This is a genomic window from Myroides sp. C6-3, from assembly GCF_050522425.1.
Taxonomy (GTDB): Bacteria; Bacteroidota; Bacteroidia; order Flavobacteriales; family Flavobacteriaceae; genus Flavobacterium.
On the sequence record NZ_JBMVQP010000029.1, the window covers coordinates 27,807 to 48,229 of the forward strand.

Genomic DNA, 20,423 nt, shown 5'->3' on the forward strand with positions numbered 1-20,423 from the left:
GCTGCAATAAGAAAACAGCCGTCTTACAAATTTAATTATAAAATTCACATAACTATGCCTTTATTCTCCAACAAATTCAGACAAAACCTTTCTAATCTTCGAAAAGAAAAAAAGAATTGCTACATCGCATATCATTTACTAGCCTATTTAGAACACCCTAATATCACTCCCCTTGGTTTTTATATTTTCTTGGATAATTTAAGTATAAAAAACTCACTTAGTTTTAAAAAAACAGCTATAATTCTGCTAGTTGATTTAGGCTATTGCATTTTGCAGCATCAAGCTACTCTACGACACAACCTCGAGGATTTAGAAAAACTTGGAATTTTATTTCAAATCCAAACTGTTGATTATAAAAAACAGTTAAAACAGCTGAAGACTGATCCTCCTAAAATAGAAGATAAATGTCGTTTCAAGCAGGAAATGGAACAAGTGTTAAGACGCACTAACTTTTTATAAGGCTACATAAAACAGATCTACTTTCTTAGCAAATACCTGCTTCTTTTTACAAAGTTTTTGGTCCAATGTCTTTGTAAACGAAAATCTTTACTTATCTTTCAAGTTCCTTTTGGAGGTAGAAACTCCTGGGATAAAAATACGCAATACTATGAAGGGAATTATATTGGCTGGTGGTTCTGGAACGCGATTACATCCTCTTACCTTATCGATTTCAAAACAATTATTACCCGTTTATGACAAACCAATGATTTACTATCCACTATCTACACTTATGTTGGCTGGTATTCGCGATATTCTCATTATTTCTACTCCACGAGATTTACCTTTATTTGAATCGTTGCTAGGAACTGGAGAGCACCTAGGTATTTCACTTTCCTATGCAGTACAACCGTCTCCGGATGGAATTGCGCAAGCCTTACTTATTGCTGAAGCTTTTATTGGGACAGATTCCGTTTGCTTGATTTTAGGAGATAATATTTTCTATGGCAATGATCTAAAGAACAAATTACAACAAGCAATTACAACGGTAAAAGAAGACAACAAAGCAGTTGTATTTGGCTATACAGTCAAAGATCCTCAACGCTATGGCGTGGTAGAATTTGATACAGCAAACAAGGCCATTTCCATTGAAGAAAAACCTACAAATCCCAAATCAAGTTTTGCTGTTGTTGGTTTGTACTTCTATCCCAATAATGCAGTTGCCTATGCAAAAAAACTTCGCCCTTCTGACAGAGGAGAGCTTGAGATTACGAGCTTAAACAACTTATACCTAACCGAAGGTCATTTAGTCGTTCAGCCCTTAGGTCGTGGATTTGCTTGGTTAGACACCGGAACTCATGAATCGCTTGTAGAAGCTACCGAATTTGTCAAAACTGTCGAAAAGAGAACAGGACTTAAAATTGCGTGTTTAGAAGAAATAGCCCTGTACAAAAAATGGATCTCTATCGAAACATTAACGCATCATATCACTCCTTTTAAAGGAGAGTATTACGACTATATACGAGAAAACATTCGCTATATGCAGGAGAAATAGCCACTTATTTTTTTTGCTCAATCGCGGCAATCCAATCTTGATTTTCCATATACCACTCGACTGTTTTCTGTAGTCCTTCCTCAACATCCACAGCAGGCATCCAACCCAAAGCTTGCAGTTTTGATGCATCTATAGCATATCGATAATCATGCCCTTTTCGATCCTCAACAAAGCGTATCAGTTGCTTGCTCCTTCCTTGTGGTTGTCCTAATCGAGCATCTACTAGTTCACACAAAAGATGAATAAGGGTTATATTTTCTAACTCATTAAATCCACCTACATTATACGTTTCTCCAAGTTTTCCATGAGTCAAAATAAAGTGAATGGCCTCCGCATGATCCTGAACATATAACCAATCGCGAACATTCTCTCCTGTTCCGTATACAGGGATATTTTTTTGCTGAAGAATACACTGTATCGTCAAGGGAATTAGTTTTTCCGGGTATTGGTTAGGCCCATAGTTATTAGAACAATTACTAATCAAATAAGGCATTTGATATGTTTCTCCATAAGCACGTACAAAGTGATCTGAACTTGCTTTAGAGGCTGAATAAGGCGAATTAGGTGCATAAGATGTTGTTTCTGTAAACAACCCTTCTTCTCCTAATGTTCCATATACTTCATCTGTACTAATGTGATAAAACACTTTTCCCAACCAGTTATTCTCCCATAAGCGACGAAAGGCATTGAGCAACACAACGGTCCCGATCACATTTGTTGTTACAAAGGCTAAAGGATCTACAATAGAACGATCTACATGTGACTCCGCTGCTAAATGAATGACTTGAGTAAACTGATAGGTATCAAACAACTGATTGACAAAAACTTCCTCTCTAATATCCCCCTGAATGAACTTAAAATTAGGCGCATGCGCAATATCATTTAGGTTGTCCAAATTACCCGCATAGGTCAATAAATCGAGTGTAACGATAAGATCATTGGGATAAGTTGTAACAAACTTTCGTACGACATGGCTTCCTATAAATCCAGCACCACCGGTAATTAAAATGCATTTTGAAGGTTTCATTTGCGTTGCGATATAATCAATTGATAACAAATATAGGCATAAAAAAGCTACGTATACCAAGGTACACGTAGCACAATGAAACAAAAAAGGCCTATTTACATAGACCTTTTCGTATTAGTTATTTAACATAACAGGCATTACAAGCATCGTAACTGCTTCTCCATCTTCTAAACCATCTACTGGTGTTAGGATACCTGCTCTGTTTGGCAATGACATTTCTAACTGAATCTCATCCGATTGAAGGTTATTCAACATCTCCAATAAGAATCTTGAGTTAAATCCGATTTGCATATCATCTCCTTGGTAATCACAAGTAAGACGTTCGTCTGCTTTATTTGAGTAATCGATATCTTCTGCTGAGATATTTAACTCTGTACCAGCAATACGCAATCTGATTTGGTGTGTTGTTTTATTCGCGTAAATAGCCACACGACGAACAGAATTTAAGAATTGAACTCTGTTCAACAATAATTTATTTGGATTTTCCTTTGGAATTACTGCTTCGTAATTTGGATATTTTCCATCAATCAAACGACAAGTTAAGGCATAGTTATCAAAAGTAAATTTCGCATTTGAATCGTTAAACTCAATAACTACATCTGCGCCTGATGCCATTAAGATATTCTTTAAAATATTCAAAGGTTTCTTCGGCATGATAAAACTAGCTTCACTTGGTGAAGTAATATCTGTACGAGAATACTTAACTAACTTATGTGCATCGGTTGCAACGAAAATCAATCCTGTTGGTGCAAACTGGAAGAATACACCAGACATTACAGGTCTTAAATCGTCATTACCTGCTGCGAAAATGGTTTTGCTAATAGCAGTTGCCAATACCCCAGCTGACACTTCTGTTCTCGATGGATCTTCTAAACTCTCTGCTTTAGGGAATTCATCTCCTGCAGAGTAAGCTAAAACGTATTTTCCTACATCAGAACTAATTTCAATCGTATTGTTTTCCTTTACTGAGAAAGTCAATGGTTGCTCAGGAAATGTTTTCAATGTTTCCAACAATAACTTAGCAGGAACAGCGATACTTCCTTGACTAGTTGACTCTATCTCTAGGCTAGCAGACATTGTTGTTTCTAAGTCAGAAGCTGAAACTCTCAAGATATTATTATCCAATTCAAACAAGAAATTGTCTAATATATGTAATGTATTACTACTACTAATAACACTTCCTAATACCTGTAATTGCTTCAACAAATAGGAACTCGATACTATAAACTTCATATTAAAATATTTTTATATGTAAAAGGCTTTACACCTACAAATATATTCGTTTAACTTCAATAATAAAAGCAGAATTTGCACTACTTTTTAACAAAAGCCTTTCTTTTAAAGAAAGAAAACAAAAATCCAAGAACTAAGAGAACGGCAATTGGAACTCCTAACACAATAAATTGAATTGTAGAATACTTTTCAAATACCCTCATCTTATCGAGCACCGGAATTTTAACTTCCTTAGTACGAAGGTTAATCAATCCTGAATCGTCTAAAAGATAGTTAACCGAATTAAATATAAACTCTTTATTTCCGTACAGTTTATTCGTCCATTTATCATAGCCCAACTCCATTGGTTGGTACTCTTGATCCAATTGATTTTTGATGATATCACCATCGCTAATCACGATCATTTTTGTTTCTTCACTTCTGTTTTTTGCATTTGACAGCGCAAAAGGCAACACTCTATTTTCAAAAACAGACCTAAATTGACCTTCTAACAAAACACCTAGGATGTAATTTCCTTTCTCCTCATAATGTTCAGGAGTAGCTTCTTCATTAATCATACTGAGCGTAATCTCATTAGGTGTTCCAACAGTCAAAGAATAGGGAGAAGATTGTAAAAGTACTGTTTTCTTAATTCCATTTTTCAAGGTATCAATAGGAGAGGTAAAATCTAGTCGAACTCCTTCGATATTTTTTACGATCGGGTGGTTGGATTCTGGATATACAAAAGGAGCAAACTTCCAAATAAATTCTCCATATTGTGTTTCGCTACCTTGTCGTCCTAATGCTAATTTAATCGGTGTTGCAACCTCATCTTTCACGAGTACAGGATTTACACGAACTCCGTATTTAAACAGCATTTCTCCTAGTGACTGATCTTTAGGATAAGCAAATAAAGATCCTTTCACGCGTAAACTATCAAAGTCAGCCTGAACTTGATCCAACAGCCACAGTGTTTTTCCGCCGTTCATGATGAATTGATCCAAAACCTCAATTTGCTTATCATCAAAGGGGTTGGTTGGTTTAGCTACAATAGCTAAATCAAACTCTTTTAGCTGTTCTAGCGTTTTTTCAGGTGCTGTAGCAACAGAATCTAAGGTAAAAGGCGCAAGGTGATAGCTTTCTCCTGCCGTCATTAAAAAATCAGCTATATATTGATCTTCTAACTGGCCATTGCCTTTTAGTATAGCGATTTTTTTTGATTTTGGTGCATTTACTTTTGAGATCGCCTCAGTAAAAGCATATTCTAAATGCTGAATTGAAGTCAATACTTTTTCCTCTGTATTGGCTCCAATCATATTTTTAAGCAATTGTACTTTGACCATCTGCTCTCCTTTGGTAACAAAAGCCCAAGGAAAAACAAGAGATTGCGATTGAATTCCTTTATTGTTAACCGTTAGGGTAACTGGTTTAGCTCCTAACTCATATAAATTGCCAACGATTTGATCTTCTGTTCCCCCTCCCTCTTCTAAGGGATTGACAAAGCGAAATAGAATATTTGGATTTTCTGCACTGAACTCCTCTAATAACTGACGAGTTTCGCCCTGTAACTTGACAAATTCCTGAGAAAATTGTCCCTCTAAAAGCACCTCTATTAAAATAGGTTCTTCTACGCGATCAATAATTTCATTGGTAATAGGCGAGAGTGTATAGCGCTTATCTTGCGTTAAGTCGAAACGATGAGGCACATACGTTCCAATACCGTTTAACAATACAATTCCAGCAATAAAACTCCCAAGTTGAACAAGGTTTTTCTTTGTTTCTCTTTTCATTATTTGCGCAATTGATTAATTCGGAAAACAGTTAAACTCAAAAACAGGGCTGAAAAAGAAACAAAATACAATAGATCTCTTGTGTCAATTACCCCTCTAGATATGCTGCTGAAATGAGCATTAATTCCCAATTTGCCTATGCCGTGAAACGCCTTAACTCCATCTAGCATCATCAAGCCATACGAAGCAAGTAAGCAAAATAGCACAGCTAAGATAAAAGACACCACTTGATTACTCGTCAAAGAAGAGGCAAAAATCCCCATTGAGACATAAGCTGCACCGAGAAAAACAAGTCCTAAATAAGAACCTATTACACTTCCCATATCAAAAGTTTGCCCAGCTAACAAATAATTTTGCAAGACCCAAACATAAACGAGAGTTGGCAAAACAGCTAAAACAACGAGAACCAATACGCCAAAAAACTTCCCTAGAACAATTTGCCAAGGCGACAAAGGTTTGGTCAAAAGCAATTCTATAGTTCCCTGTTTGATCTCTTCTGAAAAACTTCGCATTGTTACAGCGGGAATCAAAAATAAGAAAACCCAAGGAGCTAAAAAGAAAAAAGGAGATAGATCAGCAAAACCACTTTGAGGAATGTTGTAGTTTCCGTCAAAAACCCAAAGAAATAGTCCATTGACAACCAAAAAAACGACAATCACTAAATAGCCAATAGGCGAACCAAAAAAGGATTTTATCTCGCGTAAACACAGTGCTTTCATACAATATAAGTGCAATTAGTTTAATGTAGCGTATTTATCTACGCTCCACGCTTCTGCTTTTTCTTTAAATAACGTCTTGAAATACGGCCAAACCTCTCCAAATAGGGTTGACTTTTTATACGTATCTAAATCTGATTCTTCCGACCAATAGCTATAGGTAAAAAATATATTAGGTTGGTGTTTATCACGGTAAACTTCTAAAAATTGACAACCAGGAAAGTTGCGAATTTGGGTTTTATATTTTTCAAAATGATTCAAAAAATCATCAATTCTATCCTCTTGTAAGGTAAGTTTTACGATGCGTACAAACATATTTTTTTACTTTAGATTAGGTTTCACTAAATTCAATAAACAGTTGATCTTCCAAATGCACCCCTAAAAGTGTTCGAATAGATCCACCCGGTTCATTTGTTGTTGAATACATAATAGCCACAACCAATTGACCAACTTCATTAAATAAAGCCAATAATTCACCTGCTTTATTCATCAATTCACTTGGGTCATTGACATTAAAATCGGCATAGTATTCATTTATTTTTGTAATTGTACGATTTTTTATTCGAATACCAAAGTTTCTCCCTTGCCCTACTTGCTCAAATAGTTCTCTTGAAATATTGGTTACTAAATTTCCAAACTTGTCTTCATACACATACGTACCTATAATGAGATTAGGTTTGACTGTAAGATTATCAAGCAACAAATTCATTTTATACAGCGCCTCAATTGGCTGACCAATGGTCTGTAACTCTTTTCCTTCACACAATTGATACGCACAATACACAAAAACATCATTGGTACTCATTCCTTCAATATGGTTGATAGCTACAGCTTCTTCGAATTCATGTGTTCCCAAAGCAACGGCAATAGCACCATTGTCTGTCCCAATAAAATAGTGATCTTGATATTTTACGCAAATAGCAGCTGAAAAAGGCAAAATTGCCGAAGCAACAGATAAAATGTGAATGGTTCCTTTTGGAAAATGACTATACGCCATGGAAAGCACAAACCCTGCATCGGCCACGCGATAATTTCGCACGCCATGTGAAATATCAACTACATTACAATTTTGAATATTAGAATATATTTTCCCCTTTAAAACCCCTACATAATAATCTGTATATCCAAAATCAGTTGTTAATGTAATTATTCTCTGCATTGTTTTTTAGTCTCTGTTTTTATAAGAAAAATCAATTTTTTATAGTAGATTTGAAATACAAAATTAGACTATTTTTTTAATTAATTCGTATTAGTATTGAACGAAAGAATAATAGAACTATCGGAAATCAGCCCTAAAGAGTTTTGGGGACCTCAAGACTTACATTTAGACGTCTTAAAAAAACTTTATCCTCGTGTAAAAATAATAGCAAGAGGGTCACTGCTAAAAATCTACGGAGAAGAAGAAGTATTAGATGAGTTTGAACGCAAATTCGTCCGTCTGCTTAAATACTTCACACGATACAATAAAATTGACGAAAATGCGATCGAGCGCATTGTTATGGATAGTGATTTACAACAAACAACGGCCTTGGATGATGTATTGGTTCACGGTGTTGGGGGTAAATTAATCAAGGCAATGACGGCTAACCAGCAGAAGTTAGTCAAATTTGTAGAGAAAAACGACATGGTGTTCGCCATAGGACCTGCGGGTACGGGAAAAACTTATACTGGGGTTGCTTTGGCTGTCCGTGCTTTAAAAAACAAAGAAGTTAAACGCATTATTCTAACACGTCCTGCGGTAGAAGCTGGAGAAAATCTAGGTTTCTTACCTGGGGATATGAAAGAGAAGCTAGACCCCTATATGCAACCATTATACGATGCCTTGCGCGATATGATTCCACCTCAAACCTTGGAGGACTATCTCTTCAAGGGCGTTATTCAAATTGCACCTTTAGCTTTCATGCGTGGAAGAACCTTAGACCATGCTTTTGTCATTTTAGATGAAGCCCAAAACACAACGCATTCTCAAATGAAAATGTTTTTGACGCGTATGGGTAAAAATGCAAAGTTTATTATTACAGGAGATCCTGGACAGATTGACTTACCGCGTAAAGTATCTTCTGGTCTAAAAGAAGCCATTGAAATTTTAAAAGACGTTGAAGGAATCGGTATGTTGTATTTGGATGACAAAGACATTGTACGTCACAAATTGGTAAAACGAATCGTCAATGCCTACAAAGTAGTAGAGGACAGACGAGATACCATCAAACCAGATGATATGAAAAAGGTTGAAAACAATTAAGTTTTCAACCTTTTTTATTCAATTATTTACTCCCAAATTTACACGTTATAGGTGTCTCTAAAAAACTGTAGTTTTACATCTTCCCCTATAAACAAATTTAAATCATCTCCATCTAATTCGTAACGATCACATTCTTCTAAAATTTCAAGTAGTTCTTTTTCTTTACTTTCATTTAGAGACACATAATCCGGAGAGAGAACAATTTTAAAAGCGATACTATCACCTTCACAACGGAGATCGCCGTAAATCATGTGATTTCCACCACTTCCTGAAAAGCTGCGTGTATTGACATCAATACAAACCAAGGGAATTTGATTAATTCCCAACTCTTCTATTTTTTTATTTTCAAATGCTTTAAACACCCAATTCCCAGATAAATTCTTATCGTATAAATAATGTCCAAAGCACGCAAAGTCATTTTCTACGCCATCTTTCTTATTTAAACTCACTGCAACGGAATGATCAAATCGACCATCTAAAAAAGAACGAGCACTATCGTCCTTATAGATTACAATTTCAATTTTTTCGTTAGCAGTAGCCGAACGATACACTCTACCTTCCCCCTCTATCAGTGGTTCTTCATAAGGAAAAACAATTTTTACATTAGGTTTTAAACTAGCGTAAACAATTCCCTTTTTGCTAATAGTAATTGTTTGTAAAGAATCTTGTGCTAGTATTTTAAAAAAAACCCCCTCTGAATCTTCTTTCTTCAAGAGATCCAGTTGTTTTGTATCATTTTCTTTCTGTCCTTTTTCAGTTAAATTATCACTTCCACAAGAGGGAAATAATGAAACAGTTAAAGCCAATATCATATTCTCAATCTTTTACGTTACAAAGATAAACCCAAACAACATACCAAAAAAAACCAACTTTTTTTATTTAGTAATAATTTAACTTTTATTACTCATTATTTTAGAGTTTCAAGTATAAATTTAAATAATTAATTAAAAACAAAAAAAACAATATCACATAAAAATAAACAATAAAATCAAGATTTTAACAAAAACACAAAAACCAACATAAAAAACACGAATAAAGAGTAATTAACATTTTTAACGTAGCATCATCCACTTCCCCTTAATAAAAACAAAAAAACAAATGTTTTATTTTACATTTTGTCGATCCTAAGGTTATTGTTTCCCCAAAACAAGGAACAAATAGGAATTATATCTACACTGAAACGAAAAACTAATCTTCTGATTGTGTACACCTTTTCAACACTTTTCTTTTTGCTCAGAAGAGAAACGCTCATAAAAATTGGACTTTCTCTTTCTCTTTCAAGTCCTTTCTTTTCTTTAACCACAATTTCAACACCTTGCTCTACTAAATCCAATGCTATAGAACCTCTTATTGTTACCTATTGCGAAATTATAACACAACGTCTAAAGCCTATACACCTTCTCCCTCACTTGAAAACAATAATGTAAAAACAACGCATGCCTCAAAGACGTCTATCGTCCCTTTGGGAATATCCTAGTTTACTCTTACCGCTTCAACCTGTATTCATCGGGGATGAATAGCCATTTTCATTCCTTTTAGATAGGCAATTCTTTTCTGTATATCCAATCGGGTCAACCTTTGTTTTTGATCATAATCGAAACAGTAATATTGGGTATTTTTAGCTGTAATTTCAATCCGTTCAATAATCGTTATGCGGCTGGGAATAGTTGCACCAAACCAATATTCATCTTCTTTCAACTTCCAAGTAATACCATATAATATCGAACCTATTGGATAATTGCCCGTTCTGTTGTTTTTCAGATAATCAAAAGCAATTTCATTTCCGTATAAAACAGTGGTCAAACTATCATCTGGATGAATATTCATCGTCAGTATGTCAAATAAGAAAAAATCTTTGGGCAGCTCTTTACGATAATATGAAAGGGAATCTTTCTTTAGGTCTACGTCTTTACTTTCGGAAGTACACCCCTGTAAATAAAAAACGGTTAAGATTAATACGAGATATAGTTTGTGTTTCATTTTTTATGTATTTAAAATAAATTGGTTAAAAATATCGGCTTGGTGAAAGTATAGTCCATTTCTTTGACTGGAGTATGGCAAGAAATACACTCTCTTGTAAAGGATTCATTTTGTCCATAAGGTTTCAATTCAATACCTTTCCAACGAGCCCAACCCCAACCCGCTGTTTGGGCATATTTTTTGGCGTCTTTAATCATAAATTCCACCTGTGCAAATTCTCCTGTAGAAATAGTACCATCGGGATTGGTCATTTGTTTCCAACCAGCTTTAGCCAGAATAGCGCCGTCTGGCCATGGATTTACCGTACCTTTCTTAATCGCTTCAACCACAATATCATTTCCGTAAATTATGCGCATTGTTCCATTGTCAAAGCGATCTGTAATACTGATTGCACTCCAATTTTGATAATCTGGAATATAGGCTATACCATTAGCCACGGGACTTACTGCATTTTTCAATGCTCCATTGTTTTGAGAAAAAAGATCCGAAAACTGCTTATCGACTTGACTCATTTGGGTGTTATCGAACTGTTTTCTCGGTGTTCTTGTCAAAAGATACTTTTTAAAAACCAAAAGATCTTCTTCTGATAATTTTGCCTCCCTATGTATAGCGGTATAGGATAACAACGGCATTTCTTTTGCTAAAATTTTATTCAGTGCATAGTAGAGTTTACCATTTTGCTCTACTGTTGACAGTGAATCCCATGTTGAAAAATCCAATACTGCTCGTCCTTTGCGTACATGTTCATCAACAAGAAAATTAACAGGTGTGAATTTATCGTACCATCGCAAATTTGTCGCTTTAGAATGGCAATCAAAACAAGAATTTCTAATAATAGCATTCACTTCCTTGGGCAGTCCTGTTAAGTCATTAATCGCTTTATATTCTAGCTCTTGAGGCTTGATCAATTGGATAAAACCGATACAAACAGCCAATATAAGCAGCCCTAAACTCACTTTTTTCATTATTTTAATTATTCATTTATACACAGTCAAAATTACTTCGAACACACTGATCGCAGATTGATCTAATAGCTAAAAGGGAAGAAAAAGCAGCTAAAAGGGAAGAACAACCTTTAAAAGGGAAACGCACGCGATTCACAAAAACAGACAATCCAACTTTTTTAAAAAACAAACATAAAATTGCATCAAAACACAAAAAACTCATAAAAACACCTTATAAGAATTGCCTGAATAGTGGAATTAATATTTTAGTCCCTTCAATTTCAACAATGAAAAAAACAAAAAACTATATCGTCTTATTTACTGTCCTTGCACTTATTACTTTAGCATGCGCTAGCGTGCATCTCAGCTTCCATTACGCAGCAATCCGTCAAGCCTGTTTGAAGCAAAAACTAGAAGTAAAACAAAGAGAGGTACAAAGTTTAGTCCCAGTCCAAAATACGCAGTTTCAAGCAGGTATTCCGCTACAAAGGAGTACTAAAAAAATGGAGAATGGAATTCCCCATACCAATACAACGCTTAATTTTTTGTGTGCCTACAACACAGAAAGATTAGAAGAGAGACTAGTGCGTCCACCCCATACAGAAAATGTGCAACTGCATCTAGAGCACTTAAACCTTCTTTTGGGGTTAGAAGCAGTACTCTTAACAGCTACTATTGTGGCACTTAGCTTTGGAGTGAGCCAACGCATGTATCAAAAATATGAAGAAGAAGTCAATATAAAAATAGCAGATCTATACACAAAAGTCTACAAGCTCAGTGTAGGTCCCCCACAAACAATCCCCGCTAAAAGTCCGGATAAAGTAAAAAAACGATTGATTTCCTATGTAAAAGATGAAATTATAACGATTGATACCACTTGTATAGCGTATATAGCTCTTGTCCAACACACTATTTCTGTATGCACTACTCAGAATGAAGCATACAATTTAAATACCAGCTTAGATGATTTAATGAAAGAATTGGACAACGATTGTTTTTTTAGAGCAAATCGTCAATATATAATCAATATCAATGCTATTGAAAACATTTGGGTATATGGTCGTAATCAATTGCGAATAGAAACAAAGCCTAAATGTACTGACCCTATTATTATTAGTAAAAACAAAGTATCAGAATTTAAAAAATGGCTTGATCAATAAGGAGTTACATTTTCTGTAAACCTGTATTTTTATAAAATTACTTTCGCAACCAAGCGGTTCAGTGATCTACTTCTCAAATACCCTATTTTCATCCTTTTTTATACTACAAAACTGTTCAGACTTAAAAAAGAAACCAAACTGAGACAGTTTAATGTAAGGATTGGGAAAGAAAGAGAACAACAGCTTTACAGCAGTGTTGTTTTATAGCCCGTTTGACGTAAACAGAACATCAAATCCTCTTCGTTATTGCTAATACAATAAACGCGAATCGTTGAATTGTCCGTTTTTTGAAAAATAGGTTTGAAGCTTTTAGGTAAACTAGCATAAAATGGATCCATTTCTTTTAACTCATATTTTGGATCTATATCTACTGTCACTAGGACCACAAATTCACTTGGTTTTAATACAATTGGTAATTTCATATCTCTTATTTTTTATTTATTTCTATCGAAATTTAAAAAAAAAAACAGACAATTCATATTTTACATTAAAAATACTTGTTTAATGTCAACTAAAAACATAGTAAAAAAGGAACGCTTGTGAAGTTTAATTCAATTTTATTAACGATATATGTTCAAAAAATAAAAATTGTTCATTTTTATAGAAAAGAATGTTTCTTATTTTTCATTTGTTGTACTATATTAAATAAATGTTATTCTTCTCTACTATAAGCTATTTTACCTACTTTTGTTTCCTATAAAACAGTAAGAGCAACTAACAACTTAGAAGATGCAAAACATTCCTAGTGTTAACTTACGTGATTTCCTATCGGATGACCCGGTACGTAAACAAAAGTTTGTAAATGAAATCGGCCAAGCCTACGAAGAAATTGGATTCGTAGCATTAAAAGGACACTTCTTAGACGATCAACTTGTTGAGAATCTGTATACAGAAGTTCGCAATTTTTTCAACCTTCCTTTAGAGACCAAAGAAAAATACGAAATCCCAGGCATTGGTGGCCAAAGGGGATATGTATCCTTTGGTAAAGAACACGCCAAAGGTCGTTCTGAAGGGGATCTAAAAGAGTTTTTCCACTTTGGACAATACGTCGAAGACAACCCTGAATTGGAAAAGAGCTATCCGGCTAACGTTTTCGTTGAGGAATTGCCTCAATTTAATCCCATTGGAAAAGAGACGTATCAAATGTTAGAAAAAACAGGAGTTTACGTTTTACGTGCATTGGCAATCTACTTGGGACTTGATGAATTTTACTTCGATAAATTTGTCAAAAACGGAAACAGTATTCTAAGACCTATCCACTACCCTCCTATTACGGATGAACCTAAAAATGCAGTTCGCGCCGCTGCTCACGGGGATATCAACTTGATTACCTTACTAATGGGAGCACAAGGTAAAGGATTACAAGTTCAAAATCACAAAGGAGAATGGATTGACGCCATTGCTGCGGAGGATGAACTAGTAATCAATGTTGGAGATATGTTATCTAGACATTCCAACAACCGATTAAAATCAACCATCCACCAAGTGGTTAACCCGCCTAGAGAACTATGGAGTACGTCGCGTTATTCTATTCCTTTCTTTATGCACCCGATAAGTGAAATGCCACTAAATTGCTTAGACAATTGCATTGACGAAGCAAATCCTAAGAAATTTGACGATATCACAGCAGGTGAATTCTTACACCAACGTTTAGTTGAATTGGGATTAATTAAATAGTTTTTTGGTGAGAGGAAAAGGGAGAGAAGAGAGAGGAAATTGTAGCACTGCGTAAATCGAAACGCAGTGAAGATTCATCGAATATTATAATAAATATAAAATAGGTGAGATATATTCATCGAATACCGGAATAGAATATAAGTCTAGTGAGAGACATATTAACTCGGTGAGAGAATACCTCTCTCCTCTATCTTCTTTCCACTCTCACCCTTTTCCTCTCTCCTCTCTCTATTAAATATTCTTTCAACTCAACAAGGAAATCCGTATCTTTGAGTTAAACCCGTACAATTTAAATCCAAAAATCCAAAATAGAATAATGGCAAAGAAAATCAGCAGTTTAGAAGACTTAGGTGGTTTTGTTTTTTCAACAAACAAGGACTTTGAATTCAGTCAAGAAGAAGTAATGGATACACTATCTCCGAATGAACAACGATTGGAAGCTCATTTAGACAGAAAAAATAGAGGCGGAAAAATCGCCACCATTATTAAAGGTTTTGAAGGAAACGACGATGATTTAAAAGCTTTGGCCAAAGACTTAAAGACACTTTGTGGAGTTGGAGGAAGCGCTAAAGAGGGTGAAATTATCATTCAAGGTAATTTTCGCGATAAAATCATGGAGTATTTACAGAAAAAAGGCTACAAAGTAAAACGTGTAGGCGGTTAATAATAAAAACTATGAAAATAAAATCATCCGAACTCATTTTAAATCCTGATGGTAGTGTTTACCATTTGAATTTAAGACCTGAACACCTAGCGGAGAATATCATCTTCGTAGGAGATCAGAATCGCGTAGATCGCATTTCAAGACATTTTGATTCGATTGAATTTTCAACGCAAAAAAGAGAATTCAAAACGCATACAGGCACTTATAAGGGCAAGCGTTTTTCCGTAATTTCTACGGGAATTGGTCCTGATAATATCGATATCGTTGTCAACGAAATTGATGCTTTATTTAATATTAATCTAGAAACAAGAGAAATTAAAAAAGAATTGACGTCTGTCAATATTGTTCGTATTGGTACTTCAGGCTCTCTACAGGCAGACATTCCGGTAAACAGCTTTGTTCTATCTCAATATGGGTTGGGTTTAGACAATATGATGCGTTCGTATCTTATTGATGATATTACCGATTATGCGATGGAAGAGGCCTTCATTGCTCATACACAATGGGATTTGAGAAAAGGACGCCCTTATTTCATTCAAAATAGCCCTTGGTTAGAAGAAAAATTGAGCAGTGATCAAACCTTTAAGGGTATTACGGGAACTGCAGGTGGATTCTATGGACCACAAGGTCGTGTGTTGCGCCTAGCAATTCAAGATCCAGCATTGAATCACAAAATTGACAATTTCAAGTTTAACGACTACCGTATTACCAATTTTGAAATGGAAACTTCTGCCATTTACGGTTTAGCAAAACTGTTAGGACACCAGGCTGTTTCATTGAATACCATCATCGCCAATCGCGCGAATGGAACTTTTTCTGAAGATCCGTACGCAGCAGTGGACCAACTGATTCTTTATACTTTAGACAAGCTAAGCGAAATATAAGATCGCTTCTTTATACTAAAAAGCTCAGCCTAGCTGAGCTTTTATTTTTTATAATACCCCTGGAGATCGAACCCCAAATGCACATTATATTTTTCATATTGTTCATCTAAGGTTGCACTTAGGTGAATCTGTTCTTGTGTAACAGGATGTTCAAAAGTAAGTTCTACAGCATGTAACAACATCGCGGTTAGCCCAAATCGATCCAACCACAACTTATTTTGCTTGTTACAACCATGAGGTCTACTTCCCAAAATGGGATGAAAAATATGTTTAAAATGCTTGCGCAATTGGTGTTGTCTTCCTGTTTCGGGATAGGCTTCAACCAGCGAATAACGCGAGGTTTCATGCTTACCAAATGGAATATCTACCTCAACGCGTTGGAGTGTTTTATAATACGTTTTTGCCTCTTGTACTTGTCCACTGTCATTCGTCAATGCATAATCAATCGTTTCCTCCTCCGCAGCATATCCTCGCACAATAGCAATGTACTTTTTCTCTACTTGTCTTGTGGCAAAAATAGCATTGAGTTGTTTTAAAACTTCTTTATTCAATGCAAACAACAATACACCCGATGTTTTGCGATCCAAACGGTGTACAGGATAAACATATTGTCCAATCTGATCGCGTAAAATCTGAATGGCATACTCCTGAATATCACTCGCTATAAAAGACTTGTGTACCAGTAAATCTCTGGGTTTATTAATAGCAACTAAATACTCGTCCTGATACAAAATTTCTAACATGCCACAAAGATACTTCATCTGCACTACTACTAAAACCATTGGTATAATTTATCGTTCTTTTTTTTTAAATAAATACTACATTTGCTTACTTTTTTTACCGCTATATGACGACTCAAGTACAAACTAAAACGGGTGTTTTAGCACTGATTAAACAATCCTTTTCGAATGAAAACCTCGATTTAACAAAAATCCCCACCAACAGGGCCGTACTGCTATTGGCGATCCCTATGATGTTTGAAATGCTAATGGAGTCGGTTTTTGCTTTAGTGGATTTGTATTTTGTTGGACACTTAAAAGAAAGTGCTTTTGCCATACAAACCGTAGGGCTTACAGAGTCTTTGCTATCGATAATATACGCCATTTGTATCGGAATCAGCATGGCTGCAACTGCTATTGTTGCGCGTCGTATTGGAGAAAAAGACAAAGAACAAGCATCAATTAATGCTGCACAAGCCATTTCTATTGCAACGTTCATCACCGTTATCTTGAGCGTACTTGGCTTTATTTACGCCAAAGACTGGTTGATTTGGATGGGCGCATCAGAAGAATCAGCCGAATATGGGTATGGTTATACGCGTATTTTATTGGTTAGTTGTGTATCCATTATGATGCTCTTCTTGATTAATGGTATTTTTAGAGGTGCAGGAAATGCTGCAATTGCCATGAAAAGTTTATGGGTTGGCAATATTTTCAACATCATCCTCTGCCCCATCCTCGTACGTGGCTGGTGGATATTCCCTGAAATGGGATTAGACGGTGCTGCTTATTCCACGGCTATAGGACGAAGCGTTGGTGTTTTATATCAGATTTACTACTTAACTCGAAAGGATTCGCTTATTCAACTGAAATGGCACTACTTCAAAATACAAATAGACAAGGTATGGCATATTTTAAAGATTGCTATTCCCGGTATGGTGCAATACATGATTTCTACTTGTAGTTGGGTAATTCTCGCTCGTATTGTTGCACAAAGCAGCGGAGAAATTGGTTCCTCTGGCTTCTTAACTTGTCTTCGATTGATGGTCTTCTTTATTTTACCAGCCTGGGGATTGAGTAATGCCGCTTCTACACTCGTAGGACAACACTTGGGAAATAAAGATCCACAGCGAGCTGCACAATCCGTAATGATCACACTCAAGTACAACGTGATCTATATGCTCGCCGTAACAATCATCTTCTTTACGATGGCGAATTACCTAGCGTCAATTTTCACGACACAGGAAGACATTAAAGCAGTGGCTATTCTATCCATGTATATTGGTGCTAGTGGATTTATCTTTTATGGCGTGGGCATGACCTTAATGAATGCTTTTAATGGTGCTGGTGACACATTAACTCCTTCTATACTGAATTTTGTTGGATTTTGGTTGTTCCAAATTCCACTCGCCTATGCCCTAGTCTACTATTTCAACTGGGGAGCTGAAGGTGTATTTATCGCTATTCCAGCAGCAGAAACGCTTATTGCTGTTTTAGCTTTTTTTGCTTTTAGAAGAGGAAAATGGAAGCTGAAACAGGTGTAAAATGGTTAACAGTTGACAGTTTACGGTTGACAGTAGATTTTGCTATAATAAATGTGTCTTCTTTCAAACAACAAACAACGAACAAAAAAATTAACTGTTACCTTTTCTAATCATATCTACATGGGGTATACCATCTTCTAAATATTCTTCAGACGCAGGTTCAAACCCAAAAGAGCCGTAAAATTTCTTTAGATACGTTTGAGCGCCAATTTGAATGGGTTGCATACCAAATTCTTCCTCAATTTTTTCAAGAGTCAAATCAATTAAAATTCGTCCTAAGCCATCTTTTCTATGTGCTGCATGCACGACAACTCGGCCAATTGAAATTTCCTTATAACTCAAGCCAGGGGGAACAATTCGAGCATAAGCAACTACTTTACCACCTTGTGTTGCAAATACGTGCAAACAATTTTTGTCTTTTCCATCTAATTCTGGATAAGGACAATTTTGTTCTACTACAAAAATATTGGTACGCAATTGCATGATATCGTACAATTCATCTATGGTCAATTCTTCAAATGCTTTGGTGTGCCAATGGATGCTATTCATAACTTCGTGTATTTAGAACAAAAGTAAAAAAATATACCTATTTCTATACCATGTCTGGTTTAGATTTCTAAAGGCCCTGTTTAATACATCATCATTACATAAACACTAACTGCAAAGCCGTTGTTTAGTGCGTGAAAGAAGTAACCGTACCAAAAACCAAAGCGCATGCGCAAATAGCCCATACCCAATCCCAATATAAACTGTGGCAAGATAATTAAAGGGGTAAGTAAAATTACACGCAGAGGGAATTCTTCAAAATTAAAGATATGAATAAGTGCAAATGACAAAGAGGAAATATAAAAGATCAAGGGAAAATTCAATGACCACCAATTTGCAACACTAGAGCGGTATTTAAAGCAAAGTACGAGAAAGATCACCATGAATAAACTAGAAAAAACATAAAGGTACAAGGTTACATTGTCGCTAATTTTTTCAGTGAATTGAGACGCTACTTGTGTCATATAGGCAACAAAGGCAATCATCCCAACAATGGCATTTCTCAAGCGAAAACGCAGAGCTAATCGAAAGGCTATTTCTTCTAGAAAAGGACCTACGATCACGGCAAATGCAACAAATCCCCAAATGCCAATTTGCTCCATAACTTCTTCAAAGCGACCGTGCATGGGAATATCCACAAGGGAATCTAAAAAAGCCCCTCCAAAAATGATGAATACAAAGAGACAAAGCCATAACTGGAAGGTTAAGCGAAAAGCGCTTTGCTTATTATTTTTGGTAGTTTGTATTTGTGGTTTCTTTAGAAAAGACAAAAAATCAATCAACAATTCACGTGTAGACATGCGTATTCTTATTTGTGCTCAAGGTACTAAAATAAATATCAACGGTAAAACAACAGCTGTAAGTTGTGCTTTACTCCTATATCATCATGGTACAAACCTCTCCTAACTCTTTTATTTTCAACAAATTTATTTGAATATTTAATTAACTTATTTTGATCACTTTAGTCCTTTTTTGTTAAGTTTTAGAGTCTTGTTTTTTAGTAGAGGATTTGTGTGTTAAATTCATATCTGTATCACAACAAATGATCATCAACGAAATGAATTTTACGCTATGAGAAACAAAAACAGCCCTAATGTAATAATCAAGAGGAATGAGGTTTTCTTGTTGTTTTTTATTTTTTATAGCATAGCAATAGCAGCTCAAACAAAAGAACTAAAAATAAAGATTTACGATTCATCTTATCTCCCTATTGAAGAAGTAGTCTGCTTTAATGTTTCTACTACAGAAGAAGTAAAAACCAACCCACAAGGTGAAGTAGTTCTTCGTGGAACGAATGGATCTAGTTTCTTTTTTTTTAAAGAAAAATATATCGGTAAACAGTATAGTTGGGAAGAATTAAATGAAAACCCTAGTTTAATTCTAGAGCAAGACAATCAAACCTTATCAGAATTGTTCATTTATGTTTCCCCTGCAAAAAACGATGCCGGTCGTATTACATACAAAATTAATAAGCAGCTTTTAGGAGAAAATCCTACCGTGTTTCAAGTAATAGAAAACATCCCCTTATTTTTTATAAAGGGAGAAAAAATAAACTACAAAGGAAGAGAGGTAACGCTAATTGTTAATGGAAAAAAAACGATTGGAAAAATAGAAAATATCGACCCTAAAAACATTGAATCGATTGAAATTATTCCCTATGGGCATTCCGCTTATGGTAATACTGGTGAACCTGTATTGAACATTATACTGAAAGAAAATGTACTCAATTATTTTAGAGAAGATTTATCATGGATATCCAAACGAAATCTGGACAATTAGTTAAGCAGCTTTATTACTATTTATTATTTGATTAAATTCGTTGATTG

22 protein-coding genes are annotated in these 20,423 nt (G+C 35.3%); 9 read left to right on the top strand and 13 right to left on the bottom strand.

The window, feature by feature from the left end; translation table 11 throughout:
• Positions 1–54: 54 nt before the first annotated feature.
• Positions 55–459 (top strand): hypothetical protein, encoded by a 405-nt coding sequence (locus tag ACPDG9_RS12190; RefSeq protein WP_430528021.1) that lies wholly within the window; start codon positions 55–57, stop codon positions 457–459.
• Between the two features lie 148 nt (positions 460–607).
• Positions 608–1,492, top strand: a complete 885-nt coding sequence (gene rfbA / locus ACPDG9_RS12195) for a glucose-1-phosphate thymidylyltransferase RfbA (RefSeq protein WP_430528022.1) — start codon at positions 608–610, stop codon at positions 1,490–1,492.
• Between the two features lie 4 nt (positions 1,493–1,496).
• Here rfbA and rfbB read toward each other — a convergent pair whose 3' ends face one another.
• The 6 genes from rfbB to ACPDG9_RS12225 all read right to left on the bottom strand — a co-directional run bounded on the left by rfbB (position 1,497) and on the right by ACPDG9_RS12225 (position 7,396).
• Complete coding sequence (rfbB, locus tag ACPDG9_RS12200; protein ID WP_430528023.1) at positions 1,497–2,519, bottom strand: dTDP-glucose 4,6-dehydratase; 1,023 nt, start codon at positions 2,517–2,519, stop codon at positions 1,497–1,499.
• Positions 2,520–2,633: 114 nt separating this feature from the next.
• Positions 2,634–3,752, bottom strand: coding sequence for a DNA polymerase III subunit beta (gene dnaN / locus ACPDG9_RS12205; RefSeq protein ID WP_002986677.1), 1,119 nt, complete (start codon positions 3,750–3,752; stop codon positions 2,634–2,636).
• 80 nt (positions 3,753–3,832) lie between these two features.
• Positions 3,833–5,521 (bottom strand): gliding motility-associated ABC transporter substrate-binding protein GldG, encoded by a 1,689-nt coding sequence (gene gldG / locus ACPDG9_RS12210; RefSeq protein ID WP_430528024.1) that lies wholly within the window; start codon positions 5,519–5,521, stop codon positions 3,833–3,835.
• Complete coding sequence (gene gldF / locus ACPDG9_RS12215) at positions 5,521–6,240, bottom strand: gliding motility-associated ABC transporter permease subunit GldF (RefSeq protein WP_430528025.1); 720 nt, start codon at positions 6,238–6,240, stop codon at positions 5,521–5,523. Before gldF ends, gldG begins: the two co-directional genes overlap by 1 nt.
• Before the next feature lie 15 nt (positions 6,241–6,255).
• Positions 6,256–6,552, bottom strand: a complete 297-nt coding sequence (locus tag ACPDG9_RS12220; protein ID WP_430528026.1) for a putative quinol monooxygenase — start codon at positions 6,550–6,552, stop codon at positions 6,256–6,258.
• 16 nt (positions 6,553–6,568) lie between these two features.
• The gene (locus ACPDG9_RS12225) at positions 6,569–7,396 is read right to left on the bottom strand and encodes an SAM hydrolase/SAM-dependent halogenase family protein (protein WP_430528027.1); all 828 of its coding nucleotides are present in this window, start codon (positions 7,394–7,396) and stop codon (positions 6,569–6,571) included.
• Between the two features lie 96 nt (positions 7,397–7,492).
• On the opposite strand from ACPDG9_RS12225, the gene ACPDG9_RS12230 reads away from it, so the two are divergent.
• On the top strand, positions 7,493–8,479 hold the full coding sequence (locus ACPDG9_RS12230; protein ID WP_430528028.1) for a PhoH family protein: 987 nt from the start codon (positions 7,493–7,495) through the stop codon (positions 8,477–8,479).
• A gap of 38 nt (positions 8,480–8,517) precedes the next feature.
• On the opposite strand, the gene ACPDG9_RS12235 is transcribed toward ACPDG9_RS12230, so the two are convergent.
• The 3 genes from ACPDG9_RS12235 to ACPDG9_RS12245 form a co-directional block, all read right to left on the bottom strand.
• The gene (locus ACPDG9_RS12235) at positions 8,518–9,291 is read right to left on the bottom strand and encodes a hypothetical protein (RefSeq protein ID WP_430528029.1); all 774 of its coding nucleotides are present in this window, start codon (positions 9,289–9,291) and stop codon (positions 8,518–8,520) included.
• Positions 9,292–9,982: 691 nt separating this feature from the next.
• Positions 9,983–10,459 carry a hypothetical protein gene (locus ACPDG9_RS12240; RefSeq protein ID WP_430528030.1) on the bottom strand — a complete coding sequence of 159 codons (477 nt, stop codon included), beginning with the start codon at positions 10,457–10,459 and terminating at the stop codon, positions 9,983–9,985.
• An 11-nt stretch (positions 10,460–10,470) separates the two neighbouring features.
• Entirely contained in the window at positions 10,471–11,424 is a 954-nt protein-coding gene (locus tag ACPDG9_RS12245; RefSeq protein ID WP_430528031.1) for a cytochrome P460 family protein, read from the bottom strand.
• A gap of 266 nt (positions 11,425–11,690) precedes the next feature.
• Here ACPDG9_RS12245 and ACPDG9_RS12250 point away from each other — a divergent pair, with 266 nt between their 5' ends.
• The gene (locus ACPDG9_RS12250) at positions 11,691–12,563 is read left to right on the top strand and encodes a LytTR family DNA-binding domain-containing protein (RefSeq protein WP_430528032.1); all 873 of its coding nucleotides are present in this window, start codon (positions 11,691–11,693) and stop codon (positions 12,561–12,563) included.
• Positions 12,564–12,748: 185 nt separating this feature from the next.
• Here the strand turns inward: ACPDG9_RS12250 and ACPDG9_RS12255 are convergent, their stop codons facing one another.
• Positions 12,749–12,985: a hypothetical protein gene (locus ACPDG9_RS12255; RefSeq protein WP_430528033.1), complete on the bottom strand. Its 237-nt coding sequence runs from the start codon at positions 12,983–12,985 to the stop codon at positions 12,749–12,751.
• A 307-nt stretch (positions 12,986–13,292) separates the two neighbouring features.
• On the opposite strand from ACPDG9_RS12255, the gene ACPDG9_RS12260 reads away from it, so the two are divergent.
• From ACPDG9_RS12260 to ACPDG9_RS12270, 3 genes are all read left to right on the top strand, one after another.
• On the top strand, positions 13,293–14,240 hold the full coding sequence (locus ACPDG9_RS12260) for an isopenicillin N synthase family dioxygenase (protein ID WP_430528034.1): 948 nt from the start codon (positions 13,293–13,295) through the stop codon (positions 14,238–14,240).
• Between the two features lie 316 nt (positions 14,241–14,556).
• On the top strand, positions 14,557–14,904 hold the full coding sequence (locus ACPDG9_RS12265; protein ID WP_430528035.1) for a translation initiation factor: 348 nt from the start codon (positions 14,557–14,559) through the stop codon (positions 14,902–14,904).
• Positions 14,905–14,915: 11 nt separating this feature from the next.
• A complete protein-coding gene (locus ACPDG9_RS12270) occupies positions 14,916–15,788 on the top strand; it encodes a nucleoside phosphorylase (RefSeq protein WP_430528036.1) in 873 nt (290 codons plus the stop codon).
• A gap of 41 nt (positions 15,789–15,829) precedes the next feature.
• Here ACPDG9_RS12270 and ACPDG9_RS12275 read toward each other — a convergent pair whose 3' ends face one another.
• A complete protein-coding gene (locus ACPDG9_RS12275) occupies positions 15,830–16,531 on the bottom strand; it encodes a pseudouridine synthase (protein WP_430528041.1) in 702 nt (233 codons plus the stop codon).
• A 104-nt stretch (positions 16,532–16,635) separates the two neighbouring features.
• Between ACPDG9_RS12275 and ACPDG9_RS12280 the strand changes: the two genes are divergently transcribed.
• Positions 16,636–18,051 (top strand): MATE family efflux transporter, encoded by a 1,416-nt coding sequence (locus ACPDG9_RS12280; protein ID WP_430528037.1) that lies wholly within the window; start codon positions 16,636–16,638, stop codon positions 18,049–18,051.
• Positions 18,052–18,141: 90 nt separating this feature from the next.
• On the opposite strand, the gene ACPDG9_RS12285 is transcribed toward ACPDG9_RS12280, so the two are convergent.
• Positions 18,142–18,600 carry a GNAT family N-acetyltransferase gene (locus tag ACPDG9_RS12285; protein ID WP_430528038.1) on the bottom strand — a complete coding sequence of 153 codons (459 nt, stop codon included), beginning with the start codon at positions 18,598–18,600 and terminating at the stop codon, positions 18,142–18,144.
• An 80-nt stretch (positions 18,601–18,680) separates the two neighbouring features.
• The gene (locus ACPDG9_RS12290) at positions 18,681–19,397 is read right to left on the bottom strand and encodes a CPBP family glutamic-type intramembrane protease (protein WP_430528039.1); all 717 of its coding nucleotides are present in this window, start codon (positions 19,395–19,397) and stop codon (positions 18,681–18,683) included.
• 271 nt (positions 19,398–19,668) lie between these two features.
• Here ACPDG9_RS12290 and ACPDG9_RS12295 point away from each other — a divergent pair, with 271 nt between their 5' ends.
• Positions 19,669–20,376: a hypothetical protein gene (locus tag ACPDG9_RS12295; RefSeq protein WP_430528040.1), complete on the top strand. Its 708-nt coding sequence runs from the start codon at positions 19,669–19,671 to the stop codon at positions 20,374–20,376.
• Positions 20,377–20,423: the final 47 nt, after the last annotated feature.